Source organism: Neobacillus rhizosphaerae (genome assembly GCF_937468385.1).
Lineage (GTDB): Bacteria > Bacillota > Bacilli > Bacillales > Cytobacillaceae > Neobacillus > Neobacillus rhizosphaerae.
The window spans coordinates 1-17347 of sequence record NZ_CALBWS010000049.1; the positions used below are offsets into that span (position 1 = coordinate 1).

Here is a 17347-nt window from a genome sequence, read left to right on the forward strand (position 1 = left end):
AGTCTGGCAGCAATGGCGAGAAGGTCACACCCGTTCCCATACCGAACACGGAAGTTAAGCTTCTCAGCGCCGATGGTAGTTGGGGCAGGCGCCCCTGTGAGAGTAGGACGTTGCCAGGCATTAAATATGGAGGATTAGCTCAGCTGGGAGAGCATCTGCCTTACAAGCAGAGGGTCGGCGGTTCGATCCCGTCATCCTCCACCATATTTTAATATTTTTCTACATGCCGGGGTAGCTCAATTGGTAGAGCAACTGACTTGTAATCAGTAGGTTGGGGGTTCAAGTCCTCTCGCCGGCACCATTTTTTCGAGCCATTAGCTCAGTTGGTAGAGCACGATCGAATAAGCTTCCTCGAAACAGCATCAGGGCACACGCCGAGCTGCTGCTTGAATAAGCTTACTGAGGTGTGGGCATCCGGCAGAAATCGAAGTTTAGGAAACAATTCTTTTACGAGCCATTAGCTCAGTTGGTAGAGCATCTGACTTTTAATCAGAGGGTCGAAGGTTCGAGTCCTTCATGGCTCACCATTTAAAATTAATATGCGGGTGTGGCGGAATTGGCAGACGCACCAGACTTAGGATCTGGCGCCGCAAGGCGTGGGGGTTCGACTCCCTTCACCCGCACCATTAAGTTTAAATATGCGGAAGTAGTTCAGTGGTAGAACACCACCTTGCCAAGGTGGGGGTCGCGGGTTCGAATCCCGTCTTCCGCTCCATAGTGCCGGGGTGGCGGAACTGGCAGACGCACAGGACTTAAAATCCTGCGGTAGGTGACTACCGTACCGGTTCGATTCCGGTCCTCGGCACCATTTACTTTAATATGCGCCCGTAGCTCAATTGGATAGAGCGTCTGACTACGGATCAGAAGGTTGTGGATTCGACTTCTTCCGGGCGCGCCATTTTTAACCGGGAAGTAGCTCAGCTTGGTAGAGCACTTGGTTTGGGACCAAGGGGTCGCAGGTTCGAATCCTGTCTTCCCGACCATTTACTTCACTTTGATTTGGGGCCTTAGCTCAGCTGGGAGAGCGCCTGCTTTGCACGCAGGAGGTCAGCGGTTCGATCCCGCTAGGCTCCACCATAATTTTATTATATATTTGGCGGTGTAGCTCAGCTGGCTAGAGCGTTCGGTTCATACCCGAAAGGTCGGGGGTTCGACTCCCTTCGCCGCTACCAAATATTCTAAAAAAGAACTTAAACTTGCTTGGACCTTTAGCTCAGCTGGTTAGAGCAGACGGCTCATAACCGTCCGGTCGTAGGTTCGAGTCCTACAAGGTCCACCAGTAACATTTTATAATTTGGAGGAATACCCAAGTTTGGCTGAAGGGATCGGTCTTGAAAACCGACAGGCGGGTTAAACCGCGCGGGGGTTCGAATCCCTCTTCCTCCTCCATATTATCTTTAAAGATTTACCTATTTTTATCGTCGCGGGGTGGAGCAACGAGCGGTGCTTCAATGAATAATCTGCGAGTTGTATCAATCGAGCTGCTACTTGAGTAAGCTTACTGAGATTGATACAGTTCATGCAACTAAAGGCATGAACAAAATTTTATAATTATTATTGTCGCGGGGTGGAGCAGTCTGGTAGCTCGTCGGGCTCATAACCCGAAGGTCGCAGGTTCAAATCCTGTCCCCGCAATATGGTCCGGTAGTTCAGTTGGTTAGAATGCCTGCCTGTCACGCAGGAGGTCGCGGGTTCGAGTCCCGTCCGGACCGCCATATGTTGGCTCAGTAGCTCAGTCGGTAGAGCAAAGGACTGAAAATCCTTGTGTCGGCGGTTCGATTCCGTCCTGAGCCACCATTTTTATTTGAATAAATTTTTATTATGGCGATTGTGGCGAAGTGGTTAACGCACCTGATTGTGGTTCAGGCATTCGTGGGTTCGATTCCCATCAGTCGCCCCATATAAATTTATTTTATGCGGGTGTAGTTTACTGGTAAAACCTCAGCCTTCCAAGCTGATGTAGTGGGTTCGATTCCCATCACCCGCTCCATTTAGGGGCCTATAGCTCAGCTGGTTAGAGCGCACGCCTGATAAGCGTGAGGTCGATGGTTCGAGTCCATTTAGGCCCACCATATTTTATTCCGCAGTAGCTCAGTGGTAGAGCTATCGGCTGTTAACCGATCGGTCGTAGGTTCGAGTCCTACCTGCGGAGCCATTGTTATGGGGAAGTACTCAAGAGGCTGAAGAGGCGCCCCTGCTAAGGGTGTAGGTCGGGTGACCGGCGCGAGGGTTCAAATCCCTCCTTCTCCGCCATAATTTTAACGGCCCCTTGGTCAAGCGGTTAAGACACCGCCCTTTCACGGCGGTAACACGGGTTCGAATCCCGTAGGGGTCATACAAAAAAACTGATGATAACTAGTCATCAGTTTTTTTGTGTTCTTTTTTAAAGTCTCTTATTTCATAGATTGTTGCTTTTATTGAAATTAAGAATGATCTGACCTTACCCTTCGAGTCGCTGATAAAAGTAACAAAGTCGCTGATAAAACCATAAAAGTGCTGATAAAAGTAACTAAAACGCTGATAAACCATTTAAATTCGCTGATAAGCTGAATATCGCAAGACCTTTTAGAGAAAAATTGGATGAACTAGCATGTAAAATCATAAAGCAAATCAATATTTTCATCCTAATCAACGGAATTAAGTGATTTTAATAAGAAAAGCAACAGTTTTAGCGAAAACAGCCTTTTAAAAATGTCTTGGTTATGTTTGATGGTGATATTTTAAGTAACCTAACGCCAGAAAAGGCGGTGGAACTGGGAATCCGGTCACCTCTCAGATATTTATATGACCTAGATGGTCATAATGATTGGAAATCGACCCAAATCCTAAATAAATAATTATATCAATATAATATATATTCATCTTCCTCTGTTATAGAAATATTGTTACCGCTTACAATTCCCCTTTACATGCAGATTTCAGATTATTCATTTATTAAAAAACCAATAATTTTTTTCCGTGAATTTTTATTAAAATTAATAAAAAACTTTATAGGTTTCTGTAGATTAATGTAAGATATTTTGTCGTTTTGTGCTGGAAAGTGATGAAGAATCCCTGTTTATATCCAGATACATCAGTTGTTGTCAGAAAAGATAAAAAAGTTTTTCGAGGAATATCATACATTTGCACTTATAATTGGTCTTTGTAATACATATTTTCATTGAGGATGAGGAGAGCCATGAAAGTGAACACGTTATTTCCGACTGATTATCAGCTGCACCTATTTCATGAGGGAAACTTTTTTCACAGTCATCAGCTTTTTGGCGCTCATATCTTTAAGAATTCCGACAAAGTTTATACACGATTTTGCGTATGGGCCCCTAATGCCAGCAAGGTAAGGCTAACAGGAGATTTTAATAACTGGAATGGTGAAGGATATGAACTGCAGAAGGTTAATGATGAAGGAGTTTGGATTATTGTTGTAAATCAAGAACTGGAAGGAAGCCTTTATAAGTATGAAATTATCTCACAAACTGGAGAAAGGCTTCTTAAAGCAGATCCATTTGCCTTTTATTCAGAATTACGGCCAAATACTGCTTCGATTATTTATTCGTTCGCCAAATATGAGTGGCAGGACGAACATTGGATGAATCGAAAAGGGAAAAAGAACTTCCTATCAGAACCTGCAGTTATTTATGAAGTGCATCTGGGTTCCTGGAAAAAGAAAGCAAATGGTGATTTTCTTAGCTATAAAGAACTGGCCTCGGAGCTTATTCCGTATATAATGCAGCATGGCTTTACCCATATAGAATTATTGCCGCTTGTCGAGCACCCGCTCGACGATTCGTGGGGATACCAAGGTACAGGTTATTATTCAATAACATCAAGGTACGGAACACCAGATGAGCTTAGATATTTTGTTGATCAGTGTCATCAGCATGGGATAGGTATCATACTTGATTGGGTTCCAGGGCATTTTTGCAAGGATGCACATGGATTATACCGGTTTGATGGAACACATATTTATTCTTATCGTCATGAGGGTGACAGAGAGAATGTCGTATGGGGCACTGCTAACTTCGACCTTGGAAAGGGAGAGGTGCAAAGCTTTCTAATCTCAAACGCCCTCTTTTGGATGGATTATTACCATATTGATGGCTTTCGGGTAGATGCCGTTGCCAATATTATTTATTGGCCGAATTCTCCAGAAAACAAGCGTGAAAATCAATTTGGAATTAACTTTTTGAAAAAGTTAAACAAGGAAGTCCACGAAAATGATCCACACTTCTTAATGATTGGCGAGGATTCAACCGATTTTCCTCAGGTAACAACACCCGTCCGTTACGGGGGTCTTGGATTTGACTATAAATGGAATATGGGTTGGATGAATGACATGCTTGAATACATGGAAGCCCCACCTTATTCGCGTTCAAAGGTCCATTCAAAAGTTACTTTTTCACTTTTATATGCTTTTTTAGAAAACTTTATGCTTCCATTTTCGCATGATGAAGTAGTCCATGGGAAAAAGTCGCTGCTAGATAAAATGCCGGGAGAGTATTGGGAAAAATTTGCCCAGCTAAGGCTTTTACTAGGCTATATCTTTGCTCATCCAGGAAAGAAACTATTGTTTATGGGCTTTGAATTTGGTCAGTTTTCCGAATGGAAGGATAAAGAACAGTTGGATTGGAATTTAATGGAATATGACATGCATCAAAATTTAAATTCATATGTAATAGTATTAACAAAGCTTTATAAACGTTCGAAAGCACTTTATGAATTGGATCATTTGCAGGATGGTTTTGAATGGATTGATGTGAACAACCGCGATCAATCGATATTCTCCTTTATTCGAAAAGGGAAAAGACAAGAGGATTATTTAATCATTGTTTGCAATTTTACTGGTATTAGTTACCCAAGATATAAGATTGGTGTCCCTAATCTCGGTGAATACCGAGAAATACTTAATAGTGATCAGGACGAATACGGTGGGACTGGATTGATAAATAAAAAGACTATTATCGCATTAGAAGAACCATTCCATAGCCAGCCATTTTCAATAGATTTAATGATTCCCCCGTTTGGCTTTCAAATCATACGACCGGTTAAAAAGCGAAAGGAGAGAAAAGGAAATGGTAAAGAAAAAGTGCGTAGCTTGTGTTTTAGCAGGGGGGAAAGGAAGCAGACTTAATTCGCTGACAAAGGATCTCGCGAAGCCTGCAGTCCCGTTCGGGGGGAAATACCGAATTATTGATTTTACGTTGAGCAATTGCGCTAATTCGGGCATTGATACGGTAGGAGTTCTTACCCAATACCAACCGCTGTTATTAAACTCATATATTGGAATTGGCAGTGCCTGGGATCTCGACCGCAAGGATGGAGGGGTTACTGTTTTACCCCCTTATAGTGAGTCGTCTGAAGTTAAGTGGTATACAGGGACGGCTAGCGCTATTTATCAAAACCTAAATTATCTTAAACAATACCAGCCTGAATATGTATTGATCTTGTCTGGCGACCATATCTACAAAATGAATTACGAGAGTATGCTCGAATTTCATATTGAAAAAAGAGCAGATGTCACGATTTCCTTAATCGAGGTTCCTTGGGATGAAGCGAGCCGGTTTGGCATCATGAATACGAAAGATGATATGAGAATTGTAGAATTTGAAGAGAAGCCTAGCAATCCGAAAAATAATCTTGCATCGATGGGCATTTATATTTTTAGCTGGAATATACTTAAGGAATATTTAGAAATGGACGACCGAAATCCTGATTCAAGTCATGATTTTGGGAAAGATGTCATTCCTATGTTGCTTGAGGAAAAAAAGAAGTTGTTTGCTTATCCGTTTAAAGGGTATTGGAAGGATGTAGGGACGGTTCAAAGTCTATGGGAAGCGAACATGGATTTATTAAAAGAGGAATGCGATTTAGATTTGTTTAATCAGGACTGGAGAATTTACTCAGTCAACCCGAATCAGCCACCACAATATATTTCTTCTGATGCAATTGTAAAGGAGTCACTGATAAATGAGGGATGTACCATCGAAGGGCATATCGATAAATCTGTATTATTTCAAGGCGTAACGGTTGGTAAAGGAACCATCATCAAAGAGTCTGTTATCATGCCTGATGCTATCATAGGCAATAATTGTTTGATTGAAAGGGCGATTGTGCCATTTGATATAAAGATACCGGACGGGACTGTGATCCGTTCTTTTGATGATGAAATTATTCTCGTTACAGAGGAAATGCTAGGTGGACTATATTCTGCTTATTAAATATTAGATCAGGAGCCTCAAGAGGGTAACGCTCCAAGCTATTTTAGTAGAAAAATAGGAGGGGACTTAGGAGTGAAAAGAAAGCTTTTAGGCGTCATAGATGCCACAACCTATCACGATGATTTGGAAGATTTATTAACACATCGTTCACTAGCTGCACTGCCTTTTGCAGGCCGGTACCGGATTATTGATTTTGTCTTGTCAAACATGGTGAATTCAGGGATTCGCAGTGTAGCGATTTTTCCAAAAATGCAGTATCGTTCGTTAATGGATCATCTTGGGTCAGGAAAAAATTGGGATTTAAACCGCAAGCGCGATGGTCTATTCTTTTTTCCATCACCAATAGTAGATAGCGATGGCAATAGAATTGGTTCATTTGAACATTTTGCTGGTAATATAGACTTTTTTTACCGCAGTACCCAGGAGTATTCAATCATTTCAAATTGTTATACGATTTTTAATATGGACTTCAGACCTATTCTAGATTGGCATCGTCAGTCTGGGTGTGATATCACCGAAATCCACCATCAGGATGGCGGCTCAATGGAAATGTACTTAATTAAAACTTCCCTACTAATAAAATTGATCGAAACAAGAAATGAAACAGGGTATACATGTATGAAGGATATCGTGAACAACCTTCACCATTTTTACAACATTTGCCACTATGAATATAACGGTTATGCCGTAATGATAGATTCAATCGAAAACTACTTTTCTACTAGTATGAATTTGCTGCAATCCGATATTTGGAAGCAATTATTTATTAAAGAACAGCCGATCATTACAAAGGTAAAGGATGAGCCACCAACCAAATATATAAAAGGCTCATATGTAAAAAATGCGATGATTGCGAATGGCTGCTTAATTGGCGGGACGGTAGAAAATAGCATCGTTTCCCGTGGCGTAAAGATTGGAAAAGGAGCCGTTATTAAAAACTGTATTATTATGCAAAAGTGTCATATTGAAGATAATTGTTATTTAGATTCAGTTATTTTAGATAAAGATGTAAAAGTGGACGCAGGAACCCATTTAACCGGAACAACTCGTTCACCTTATGTGATTCGTAAGGGGACAAAGCAAGGAGCGTTGATGAACTCGTGAAAGTATTATTTGCCGTTTCAGAATCGGGGCCATTTGCAAAATCGGGCGGACTTGCCGATGTTGCCGGTTCCCTTCCAAAAGAATTAACAAGCTTAGGAACAGATGTAAGGGTTATTCTCCCTAAATACGGAACCATTTCTGATAATTATAAGAAAGAAATGAAAAAGCTCAGAGAATTTTCCGTTCCGGTTGGTTGGAGAAATCAATACTGTGGGATTGAGGAAATTACACATCAGGGAGTAACTTTTTATTTTGTCGACAATGAATACTACTTTAAACGAGACCATTTATACGGCTATTTTGATGACGGAGAAAGATTTGCTTATTTTAATCGAGCCGTCTTAGAAGCAGTGGCACAGCTTGGCTTTTTTCCGGATGTGCTGCACTGCCATGACTGGCATACAGCGATGATCCCTTATCTGTTAAGAACGGAATATTATAAGAAAAAAGGCTACGGTCAAATGCGAACGGTGTTTACCATTCATAACCTTCAATTCCAAGGTATTTTCCCACAAGAGGTAATAGGAGATTTATTAGGGATGGATGATCAATCCTTTCCATCGGATCATTTGGAATTTTTCGGGAATGTAAATTTTATGAAGGGAGCGCTTGTTGCAGCCGATAAAATTACGACTGTGAGCCCGACCTATCGAGAAGAAATTCAAACTGTGGTCTATGGAGAAAAACTAGATGGTCTCTTAAGAGAAAGAAATGAGGACATTGTTGGAATAGTAAATGGAATAGATGTGGACTTCTATAATCCAGCTGATGATCCATTGATCTTTCAACCCTATACTGCTGATAATCCGGAAAATAAGGCTATTAATAAACGAGAAATTCAAAAACGATTTTCCTTGCCGCAAAGTTCGAGTACTCCTTTATTGGTGATGATTTCGAGGCTGACAAAGCAAAAAGGACTCGATCTAGTGAAATGTGTCCTCCGTGAAATTTTGCAAGAGGATTTACAGGTAATCATACTTGGGACTGGCGATTTTGAATATGAAGAACACTTAAGGCAGGCTGCACGCATCTACCCAGAGAAATTAAAGGTTCATACCGGTTTTAATGAGGACCTTGCCCATAAGCTTTATGCAGCAGCAGATATGTTTTTAATGCCGTCCCTGTTTGAGCCATGTGGTCTTTCACAGTTGATTGCTATGAAATACGGGGCAATTCCGATCGTTCGTGAGACGGGCGGCTTAAAAGATACAGTAAAGGCCTGGAACGAATTTACTGGTGAAGGAAATGGCTTTTCCTTTCGAAACTTTAATGCTCATGAAATGCTCGCTACCATTCAAAGAGCAATAAGGTTTTATCATGAACCCGATACGTGGGAAACGATTATAAAACAAGCAATGGACATGGATTATAGCTGGGTTCAGTCAGCATTTAGCTATAACCGCTTATATGCAGAACTCATCTCAAGGAGTGAAACCCATGTTTTCTAGTACAGCTGAATTTAAGGGGAACTTTCTAAAAAGACTTGAGATGCTATCCGGAAAGAGTGTTTCGGAAAGTGCACCAAAAGATTATTATCAAACCTTGGGTCAGATGATTCGTGAATTTGTGAGCCATGATTGGATTACAACAAATGAAAAGTATTTGGCATCAAAGGGAAAGCAAGTGTATTACTTGTCGATTGAATATTTATTAGGGAAACTATTAAGGCAAAATTTAATCAATCTGGGGGTTGAAGAAACCGTTCAGAAAGGCCTTAAGGAACTTGGGATTGATTTGTATGAGCTGGAGGAATTAGAAGCAGATGCAGGCTTAGGAAATGGCGGACTAGGAAGATTAGCCGCCTGTTTTTTAGATTCCCTTGCCACGTTAAATCTCCCTGGCCATGGCCACGGCATTCGTTATAAACATGGCTTATTTGAACAAAAGATTGTTGATGGTTATCAAGTGGAACTGCCAGAGCAATGGCTGCGGAGTGGCAACGTTTGGGAAATTCGGAAAGCAGATTGTGCGGTGAAAATTCCGTTTTGGGGTAAGGTGGAAGTAAAGCAGGAAGACGGCCGTCTCGTCTTTCATCATCTGAACGCCGAAACCGTTACCGCTGTACCTCACGACATGCCAGTACTCGGGTTTCATTCAAAAACGGTTAATACGTTAAGGCTTTGGAATGCAGAGCCTTCCCAATTTCCGGTTCATGAGGATATCTTAAAATATAAGCGCGAAACAGAATCGATTTCTGAGTTTTTATATCCGGATGATACCCATGATGAGGGGAAGATATTAAGGCTAAAGCAACAATACTTTTTAGTGTCGGCAAGTATTCAATCGGTTTTAAAAAACTACCGCAAACAGCACATAAGCCTGAATCAGCTTCATGAACATATTTGTATTCACATTAATGATACCCACCCTGTCCTGGCGATTCCAGAGTTAATGAGGATCCTTATCGATGAGGAGAGATTTGAATGGGAACAGGCATGGCAGATTACGAAACAAACTATTTCCTATACCAATCATACAACCTTATCAGAGGCATTAGAGAAATGGCCGATTCGCATTTTTCGTCCGTTACTTCCAAGAATATATATGATTGTTGAAGAAATTAATGAGCGGTTTTGCCACGAGCTATGGGAAGAGACTCCAGGTAATTGGGAGCGGATTGCCAAGCTCGCTATCCTTGCCGATGATTACGTGAAAATGGCACATTTGGCCGTCGTCGGAAGCTTTAGCGTGAATGGTGTCGCCAAGCTGCATACGGAAATTCTAAAGAAACGGGAGATGAAGCAATTCTATCAGCTGTTTCCCGAGAAATTTAACAATAAAACTAATGGCATCGCCCACCGTCGCTGGCTATATAAAGCAAATCCAGCATTGTCTTCCCTTATCACGGAAACGATTGGACCTGACTGGACACATTCGGCAGATAACTTGAAGCAGCTCCTGAATTATCAAGATAATCCGGCGTTTTTGGAACAGTTACTAAAAATTAAACAGGAAAATAAGCAAACCCTAGCTAAGATTATTTTCGATAAGACGGGGGTTACTGTAGATACTAGAGCTATTTTTGATGTACAGGTCAAACGGCTTCATGCCTATAAACGCCAGTTACTAAATATATTACATATTATCCACCTGTATAATCGGATAAGAGAGGATTCAAGTTTTTCACTAGTTCCAAGGGTGTTTATATTTGGAGCTAAAGCGTCTCCTGGTTATTATTATGCCAAAAAAATTATCAAATTAATAAACACGGCTGCTGAAAAAATAAATAATGACCCATTAGTCAGCGATAAACTAAAAGTGATATTCCTTGAGAACTATCGAGTCTCGATTGCCGAAAAAATCTTCCCTGCAGCAGATGTAAGTGAACAGATATCCACGGCTAGTAAAGAAGCTTCTGGAACGGGGAACATGAAATTTATGATTAACGGTGCCCTTACAGTAGGAACATTAGATGGTGCGAATATTGAAATTCATGAATTGGTCGGGGATGAAAATATTTTTACCTTTGGGTTAACGGCAGAGGAAGTTCTTCACTATTATCAACTGGGAGGATATCACTCGGTTGAATACTATCATCATGATTTTCGTATTCGTCAGGCTGTTGATCAGCTTGTAAATGGTTTCTTTCCTGGGGTAAATAATGAATTCGAACCGATTTTTGATTCACTTTTGGAGGAGAATGATCAATATTTTGTCCTGAAGGATTTTGCCTCATATGCAGACATTCAGGGCAAAATAGGTGAAACGTTTAAGGATTCATTACAGTGGCAAAAAATGTGCTTAAACAATATTGCCCATGCAGGATATTTTTCCAGTGACCGCACGATTAAGGAATATGCGGATAATATTTGGGGGATTAAACCTTAATAAGAAAAGGCTCCTGCCACTAAAATGGCAGAAGCCTTTTTGCTTAGACAAAATGTCCAATGAAAATTCCAATTGCAAGGAGAAACCCAAAAATCGTATTGGTTTGCGCAGTTGCCTTCATTGCGGGTGCCATTTGAATGGGCAAAGTGTGTTCAATAAATCCTTTTGTTGCTTTAATGGCTTTTGGTGCACTTAGGATTACAATGGCTGTCCAAACCGGGGCCACATCGCTGATAATGAGGACTAATACCCATAAATAAGAGAAAGTAAACATCCCAGCTAGTAAATGAATTGCTCTCTTTTTTCCTAACAGTATTGCAACCGTTTTCCGACCATTTTCTTTATCTCCATCAAGGTCGCGGATGTTATTGGATAACATAATCATGCCAACCAAAATCATACTAGGAACCGAAACAAGGATACTTGTACGATCAACTGTCCCGGTTTGAATGAAAAAGGAAATTAAGATAATCAGCATTCCCATAAAGAAGCCGGAAAAAATTTCACCCAATGGTGTATAGGCAATCGGAAAAGGACCGCCTGTATAAAAATATCCAACACCCATACAAATAAGACCAACAACTGCTAGCCACCAGCTGCTATACATACAAATATAAACCCCTAATAATAAGGCAATACCATAAAAGCCAAAAGCTAAATTAAGGACGGTCTTAGGCTTAATTCCGTCACGGACAATTGTCCCGCCAATCCCTACGGAGTGTTCAGTGTCAAGGCCTCGTTTGAAATCGAAGTATTCGTTAAACATGTTGGTCGCCGCTTGAATTAATAAACTAGCTATTAGCATAGCGAAAAATAGCCCGATATGAATTTTTCCGTTCCGAAGGGCTAATGCCGTTCCAAGTAAAACCGGTACAAATGCAGCAGTCAGTGTGTGAGGACGGGTCATTTGCCACCAAACTTGAAAGCCGCGGTTTGATTCAACAGCAGGTTTCGAACTGTGCTGTAAATTTGGCTGCATATTGTTCTCTCCCTTTTTTAAAATTTTTCTCTATATAAAGGTTACATTTATAAGATTATGGCTTTTATACCCAACCATAAGTGTATGGAATTCCCGTATTAGTGTCAATTGATTTTTGCTTTCAATATTAGAAGATAATACCTACTTAATTGTTAGGAAATGGTTAACGGGAAAATGAAAATAGGGAAAAAGCCATTTTCATCCTAATTGTAACAATTTTGATATATAATATGGAATGAATCAGGGATTGGTAGTGACAAGTATTATAGACTTCATTACAATGGGAATAGTATGGTTAGAAAAGTGGAAGCGCCCGTTTAGCGGAGTACAGAGTACATTAGTCGCTTTGCTCTGGAGCTAGACAGTATTAAGCTTAAAATGAATGGATAACAGTCATTTCGGCTGTTTTGGAGGGATTTGTTTGGTTACCATTCAAGAAATTGAAATAAAGGAAAGGGGTCTTTTGGCTGTTAGTCGTGCGAAAGAACTTGGCCTGCCTATTTTAGTAAGTGAAGTTCATAAAATGGACCCGGTTAATCCTTTAGCATTTTTTAATGCAGGAAAAGAACTCTATTGTGGGGAACGTTTTTTTTGGAAAGACCCAACAGACGAAATTGTGCTTGTTGGACTGGGAATTTCTAAACAAATTCAGTCGGATCAGGCTACTGACCGCTTTTTTCATGTTGAAAAAGAGTGGGAGGACTTTTTAAAGAATAGTCTCATTTTTAATACTTATACGGATATCGCTGTTGGCCCTGTGATGTTCGGAGGATTTTCCTTTGATCCATTAAAAGAAAAAACAGAGCTCTGGTCCAAATATGCCGATTCTTTATTCCATATACCTAAATATTTATTAAGCATTATTAAAGGGCAGACCTATTTAACAACAAATACCGTCTGTACCCCTCATGATGATTTGTCTTTATTTAGTAAGATCATCGAAGAAAGAAATCTGATTTTGCATTCTTTAAAAAGTTTTCATCAGAACAATACGGCATCGCTTTTAGAAACCATCGAGATTTCTCCTGATCAATGGAAGGAATCAGTTGATGAAGTTGTGAAGGAATTAACAAATGGTCCATTAAAGAAGGTAGTTCTCGCTCGTGAGCTTAGACTCATTTTCGACAATCAGGTTGGGGCTGAGAATGTACTTAATCGTTTATACAATCAACAACATGAAAGCTTCATTTTTGCCTTTGAATCAAATGGGGATTGTTTTATTGGAGCGTCGCCTGAAAGACTTGTGAAAAAGAGTGGAAACGAAATCTTTTCAACCTGCCTTGCCGGTTCAATTTCTCGAGGAGAGACTGAACAGCAAGACAGACTCTTAGGCGAGAAATTATTAAATGACCAGAAGAATCTTATTGAACATAGGTATGTTGTGGAAATGATTAAGGAAGCACTAGAAGAATCATGCGAAGAAATTATCCTTCCCGATAAACCACAGCTTATGAAGATACGGGATATTCAGCATCTGTATACTCCAGTCATCGGTAAATGCTACAAAGATACTTCTCTGCTGCAACTAGTTGAAAGACTACATCCGACACCGGCACTAGGTGGGCTGCCTAAGAATGCAGCCGTGGAAAAAATCAGACAGGTAGAAGCGCTTGACCGCGGTTTTTATGCTGCCCCATTAGGCTGGGCGGATTATCAGCGTAATGGTGAATTTGCTGTTTCGATTCGTTCAGGGCTCTTGCAGGGAGAGGAAGCATCTCTGTTTGCCGGCTGTGGTGTCGTTGCCGATTCGGAAGCAGAAAGTGAATATTTAGAGACAAGTTTGAAGTTTACACCAATGCTTCGAGCTCTTGGGGGAAAATAACATGAATCATCAGGAATCATTAACAGCCTATATTGCAGCCTTTGTGGCAGAACTATTTTCTTCAGGGATTACCGATGTTGTCGTAAGCCCAGGTTCGAGATCTACTCCGATGGCAATGGTGATGGCCGAACACCCTCAGTTAAATGTCCATATTCATGTAGATGAACGTTCTGCTGCCTTTTTTGCCTTAGGAATGGCTAAGGCCTCAAACAGGCCAGTTGCCATCCTTTGTACCTCAGGTTCGGCTGCAGCGAACTATTTTCCGGCGATTGTCGAGGCACATTATTCTCGGGTCCCGCTGGTGGTATTAACCGCAGACCGACCACATGAACTAAGGGAAGTGGGTGCACCTCAGGCGATTGATCAAATCCATTTATATGGGAAGCATGTGAAGTGGTTTGCAGAAATGGCTTTACCCGAGGAAAATATGGAAATAATTCGTTATGCTCGGACAGTATGCGCACGGGCAGCAGCGATTGCGACACAGGCCCCTTCAGGACCAGTCCATTTGAATTTCCCCTTTCGGGAACCGCTGATTCCGAAACTGGATGATGCGCTTTTCCAGCTGGCGGAAAGGCAAAAAGGATATGTAAAGGTCCAAAACGGGGATTTAACCATTGATAATGAACATTTTCAAGAAATGGCTGAAATCGTAAAGGGGAAAGAAAGAGGGATAATTGTTTGTGGAAACATGGCTGACAATCAATTTGCTGAGGCTGTCACTCAGCTTTCACAGACATTAAACTTTCCGATTTTGGCTGATCCGTTATCACAACTGAGAAGCGGCAAACACAGTCTGGAAAATGTGATAGAAACCTATGATACCTTCTTAAGGAATGAAGACGCCAAAACCTATCTGAAGCCAGATGTCGTTTTACGATTCGGAGCTATGCCCATCTCAAAAGCGTTATCGATTTTCTTAAAAGAAAATCACACTGCTGAGCAAATTGTGATAGATGGCGGCGGAGGCTGGCGTGATCCGGCAGCATTATCAACGAACATGCTATTCTGTAACGAAACGATTTTTTGTGAAAAGCTGTTAACCTTTCTAGATGCCAAATCTCCATCAGGATTTTTGCAGGATTGGAAAAAGGTTAATAGGCTTACAAAAGAAAATATGGCTCTTGTTAAGGACTTAACTGCATTAAGTGAAGGTAAACTATTTTACCAATTAACTGATATGCTGCCTGAAGGAGCTACCTTATTTGTTGGAAATAGTATGCCGATTCGCGACTTAGATAGCTTTTTTCTTAACAATGATAAATCTATTAAGGTAATGGCTAACAGGGGGGCCAATGGTATTGATGGGACGGTTTCAACAGCGATAGGAGCTGCATTATACTCGAAATCCTTGTATCTTGTCCTTGGCGACCTAACCTTCTTCCATGATTTAAACGGACTCATTGCAGCTAAGCTGTATAATATTGATATCAATATCATTCTTGTAAACAATAATGGCGGTGGAATTTTTTCTTTTCTGCCACAATCTGAGCACCCTAAAAACTTTGAACTTTTGTTTGGTACGCCTTTAGACATTGAATTTGAACACGCCGTTCGGATGTTTAACGGAAAATTCACAAAAATAAAGGATTGGGACCACTTAGACAAGGAAATGAAGAACACGATTGATAATAAAGGAATCAATGTTTTTGAAGTTGTGACAGAAAGAGACAGTAATCGAGACCAACACCGCGAATTTTGGCAGTCAGTTTCCCAGGAAATATCAATTTTTGTCAAAGAGGCACAGTAATGAATGTGTTGATTGACGGGATTCACTATCATGTAGAAGTTAGCGGTGAAGGTTTTCCGCTATTACTGTTGCATGGATTTACCGGGGATTCGTCGACGTGGACATCGTTTTGTCATGACTGGGGGCAACACTCGAAATTAATTGTCCCAGACATCATTGGACATGGTATGACGGAATCCTCCGAAGAAATTCAACGTTATCAAATAGAATCTGCTGCCCATGATTTAAAAGGTATTCTAGATGAATTGGGCGTGAAACAAATAGATTTGCTTGGTTACTCCATGGGAGGCAGGCTTGCGCTAACCTTTGCCGTCTTGTTTCCAGACAGGGTCCGAAAACTTGTCTTAGAAAGTACTTCACCTGGTCTTTCAACGGTGGAAGAGAGAGAGTTCCGCCGCATGAAGGATGCAGAACTGGCAAGGTTAATTAAGGAACAAGGAATCAAGTCGTTTGTTGATTACTGGGAGGAGATTCCGCTGTTCTCAACCATGAGACGTCTTCCTTCAGTAACAAAGGAGAAAATCAGAGCTCAGCGTTTAAGCAATTCACCGGAGGGTCTCGCCAATAGTTTGCTTGGTATGGGAACGGGTTCACAATCATCCTGGTGGGGCCTCCCCATTAGGCAACTGGAATGTGAGATATTATTGCTGACAGGTGGCGAAGATGTTAAGTTCTGTCGGATTGCTGAAGGAATGATGAAGGATATAAAAAACGGTACTTGGATTATCTTTGAAAACAGTGGCCATGCAATTCATGTGGAAGAACCTGAAAAGTTTGGTACAATAGTAAGTGACTTTTTGAATACATAAATAAAGGAGGATTTCATTTTGACAGTAGAATGGGTTGCAGCAGGAAAATATGAAGAAATATTATATGAAACATATAACGGAATCGCCAAAATCACAATTAATCGCCCTCATGTACATAATGCCTTTACACCGAGAACCGTTAGTGAATTGATTAACGCTTTTGCTTGTGCACGTGATGATGCCAGTGTGGGTGTTATTGTATTAACAGGTGCCGGAGATAAAGCATTTTGTTCAGGTGGAGACCAAAAAGTAAGAGGACATGGCGGTTATGTTGGGGAGGACCAAATTCCTCGTTTAAATGTTCTTGATCTTCAACGCTTAATTCGCGTTATTCCTAAGCCGGTTATTGCGATGGTTAAGGGTTATGCAATTGGAGGCGGCCACGTTCTTCATATCGTGTGTGATTTAACGATTGCTGCTGATAATGCCGTTTTTGGACAAACAGGTCCGAATGTGGGAAGCTTTGATGCCGGGTATGGCTCAGGCTACCTAGCAAGGATTGTTGGTCATAAAAAGGCACGTGAAATTTGGTTCTTATGCCGCCAATACAATGCACAGGAAGCACTTGATATGGGCTTAATTAACACGGTTGTTCCTCTTGAGCAAGTAGAAGAGGAAACGATAAAATGGTGTGAAGAAATCCTTGAGAAAAGTCCAACTGCGCTTCGTTTCTTGAAAGCAGCGATGAATGCTGATACAGATGGCTTAGCTGGGCTGCAACAATTTGCCGGCGATGCAACATTACTTTACTATACAACAGATGAAGCCAAAGAAGGCCGTGATTCCTTTAAGGAAAAACGCAAGCCAGATTTCGGTCAATTCCCGCGTTTCCCTTGATTT

Annotated in this window: 10 protein-coding genes, 21 tRNA genes and 1 rRNA gene; 31 read left to right on the plus strand and 1 reads right to left on the minus strand. The window is 41.0% G+C overall.

Annotation, left to right across the window (positions count from 1 at the left end):
• The first annotated feature begins 2 nt into the window (after positions 1 to 2).
• The 27 genes from rrf to M5A78_RS23395 all read left to right on the plus strand — a co-directional run bounded on the left by rrf (position 3) and on the right by M5A78_RS23395 (position 11147).
• Positions 3 to 119, plus strand: a 5S ribosomal RNA gene (gene rrf / locus M5A78_RS23265).
• Between the two features lie 9 nt (positions 120 to 128).
• A tRNA-Val gene (locus M5A78_RS23270) sits at positions 129 to 204 on the plus strand.
• A 21-nt stretch (positions 205 to 225) separates the two neighbouring features.
• Positions 226 to 301: transfer RNA gene (locus tag M5A78_RS23275), tRNA-Thr, on the plus strand.
• A 150-nt stretch (positions 302 to 451) separates the two neighbouring features.
• Positions 452 to 527: transfer RNA gene (locus M5A78_RS23280), tRNA-Lys, on the plus strand.
• 14 nt (positions 528 to 541) lie between these two features.
• Positions 542 to 626, plus strand: a tRNA-Leu gene (locus tag M5A78_RS23285).
• A gap of 14 nt (positions 627 to 640) precedes the next feature.
• Positions 641 to 715, plus strand: a tRNA-Gly gene (locus M5A78_RS23290).
• Positions 716 to 719: 4 nt separating this feature from the next.
• Positions 720 to 808, plus strand: a tRNA-Leu gene (locus M5A78_RS23295).
• Positions 809 to 821: 13 nt separating this feature from the next.
• Positions 822 to 898, plus strand: a tRNA-Arg gene (locus M5A78_RS23300).
• 8 nt (positions 899 to 906) lie between these two features.
• Positions 907 to 983, plus strand: a tRNA-Pro gene (locus tag M5A78_RS23305).
• Between the two features lie 18 nt (positions 984 to 1001).
• A tRNA-Ala gene (locus M5A78_RS23310) sits at positions 1002 to 1077 on the plus strand.
• Positions 1078 to 1095: 18 nt separating this feature from the next.
• Positions 1096 to 1172: transfer RNA gene (locus M5A78_RS23315), tRNA-Met, on the plus strand.
• Between the two features lie 30 nt (positions 1173 to 1202).
• Positions 1203 to 1279: transfer RNA gene (locus M5A78_RS23320), tRNA-Ile, on the plus strand.
• A gap of 17 nt (positions 1280 to 1296) precedes the next feature.
• Positions 1297 to 1389, plus strand: a tRNA-Ser gene (locus M5A78_RS23325).
• Positions 1390 to 1561: 172 nt separating this feature from the next.
• Positions 1562 to 1635, plus strand: a tRNA-Met gene (locus M5A78_RS23330).
• A gap of 3 nt (positions 1636 to 1638) precedes the next feature.
• Positions 1639 to 1715, plus strand: a tRNA-Asp gene (locus M5A78_RS23335).
• 6 nt (positions 1716 to 1721) lie between these two features.
• A tRNA-Phe gene (locus tag M5A78_RS23340) sits at positions 1722 to 1797 on the plus strand.
• Between the two features lie 27 nt (positions 1798 to 1824).
• Positions 1825 to 1900 (plus strand) — tRNA-His (locus M5A78_RS23345).
• 16 nt (positions 1901 to 1916) lie between these two features.
• Positions 1917 to 1990, plus strand: a tRNA-Gly gene (locus tag M5A78_RS23350).
• A 5-nt stretch (positions 1991 to 1995) separates the two neighbouring features.
• A tRNA-Ile gene (locus M5A78_RS23355) sits at positions 1996 to 2072 on the plus strand.
• 8 nt (positions 2073 to 2080) lie between these two features.
• Positions 2081 to 2155, plus strand: a tRNA-Asn gene (locus M5A78_RS23360).
• Between the two features lie 7 nt (positions 2156 to 2162).
• Positions 2163 to 2253 (plus strand) — tRNA-Ser (locus M5A78_RS23365).
• A 10-nt stretch (positions 2254 to 2263) separates the two neighbouring features.
• A tRNA-Glu gene (locus tag M5A78_RS23370) sits at positions 2264 to 2335 on the plus strand.
• Between the two features lie 843 nt (positions 2336 to 3178).
• The gene (gene glgB / locus M5A78_RS23375) at positions 3179 to 5128 is read left to right on the plus strand and encodes a 1,4-alpha-glucan branching protein GlgB (RefSeq protein WP_248737671.1); all 1950 of its coding nucleotides are present in this window, start codon (positions 3179 to 3181) and stop codon (positions 5126 to 5128) included.
• A complete protein-coding gene (locus M5A78_RS23380; RefSeq protein WP_248737672.1) occupies positions 5070 to 6215 on the plus strand; it encodes a glucose-1-phosphate adenylyltransferase in 1146 nt (381 codons plus the stop codon). Before glgB ends, M5A78_RS23380 begins: the two co-directional genes overlap by 59 nt.
• A 72-nt stretch (positions 6216 to 6287) precedes the next feature.
• On the plus strand, positions 6288 to 7319 hold the full coding sequence (locus tag M5A78_RS23385) for a GlgC family sugar phosphate nucleotidyltransferase (RefSeq protein WP_248737673.1): 1032 nt from the start codon (positions 6288 to 6290) through the stop codon (positions 7317 to 7319).
• Complete coding sequence (glgA, locus tag M5A78_RS23390; RefSeq protein ID WP_248737674.1) at positions 7316 to 8767, plus strand: glycogen synthase GlgA; 1452 nt, start codon at positions 7316 to 7318, stop codon at positions 8765 to 8767. The genes M5A78_RS23385 and glgA overlap by 4 nt, the downstream gene beginning before the upstream one ends.
• Positions 8757 to 11147, plus strand: coding sequence for a glycogen/starch/alpha-glucan phosphorylase (locus tag M5A78_RS23395; protein WP_248737675.1), 2391 nt, complete (start codon positions 8757 to 8759; stop codon positions 11145 to 11147). The genes glgA and M5A78_RS23395 overlap by 11 nt, the downstream gene beginning before the upstream one ends.
• Before the next feature lie 43 nt (positions 11148 to 11190).
• Here the strand turns inward: M5A78_RS23395 and M5A78_RS23400 are convergent, their stop codons facing one another.
• On the minus strand, positions 11191 to 12126 hold the full coding sequence (locus M5A78_RS23400) for a 1,4-dihydroxy-2-naphthoate polyprenyltransferase (protein WP_248737676.1): 936 nt from the start codon (positions 12124 to 12126) through the stop codon (positions 11191 to 11193).
• Between the two features lie 421 nt (positions 12127 to 12547).
• Here M5A78_RS23400 and M5A78_RS23405 point away from each other — a divergent pair, with 421 nt between their 5' ends.
• The 4 genes from M5A78_RS23405 to menB are packed head-to-tail and all read left to right on the plus strand — an operon-like array spanning position 12548 to position 17344.
• Positions 12548 to 13948: an isochorismate synthase gene (locus M5A78_RS23405; RefSeq protein ID WP_248737677.1), complete on the plus strand. Its 1401-nt coding sequence runs from the start codon at positions 12548 to 12550 to the stop codon at positions 13946 to 13948.
• A gap of 1 nt (position 13949) precedes the next feature.
• A complete protein-coding gene (menD, locus tag M5A78_RS23410) occupies positions 13950 to 15698 on the plus strand; it encodes a 2-succinyl-5-enolpyruvyl-6-hydroxy-3-cyclohexene-1-carboxylic-acid synthase (protein WP_248737678.1) in 1749 nt (582 codons plus the stop codon).
• Positions 15698 to 16507 (plus strand): 2-succinyl-6-hydroxy-2,4-cyclohexadiene-1-carboxylate synthase, encoded by an 810-nt coding sequence (menH, locus tag M5A78_RS23415; protein ID WP_248737679.1) that lies wholly within the window; start codon positions 15698 to 15700, stop codon positions 16505 to 16507. The genes menD and menH overlap by 1 nt, the downstream gene beginning before the upstream one ends.
• A gap of 18 nt (positions 16508 to 16525) precedes the next feature.
• Positions 16526 to 17344: a 1,4-dihydroxy-2-naphthoyl-CoA synthase gene (gene menB, locus M5A78_RS23420; RefSeq protein ID WP_248737680.1), complete on the plus strand. Its 819-nt coding sequence runs from the start codon at positions 16526 to 16528 to the stop codon at positions 17342 to 17344.
• The last annotated feature ends 3 nt before the right edge of the window (positions 17345 to 17347 follow it).

Bases quoted from the DNA above. Each gene is read 5' to 3' on its own strand.
- glgB (WP_248737671.1), top strand. From the start codon at position 3,179: ATGAAAGTGAACACGTTATTTCCGACTGATTATCAGCTGCACCTATTT.
- M5A78_RS23380 (WP_248737672.1), top strand. From the start codon at position 5,070: ATGGTAAAGAAAAAGTGCGTAGCTTGTGTTTTAGCAGGGGGGAAAGGA.
- M5A78_RS23395 (WP_248737675.1), top strand. From the start codon at position 8,757: ATGTTTTCTAGTACAGCTGAATTTAAGGGGAACTTTCTAAAAAGACTT.
- M5A78_RS23400 (WP_248737676.1), bottom strand. From the start codon at position 12,126: ATGCAGCCAAATTTACAGCACAGTTCGAAACCTGCTGTTGAATCAAAC.
- menD (WP_248737678.1), top strand. From the start codon at position 13,950: ATGAATCATCAGGAATCATTAACAGCCTATATTGCAGCCTTTGTGGCA.
- menH (WP_248737679.1), top strand. From the start codon at position 15,698: ATGAATGTGTTGATTGACGGGATTCACTATCATGTAGAAGTTAGCGGT.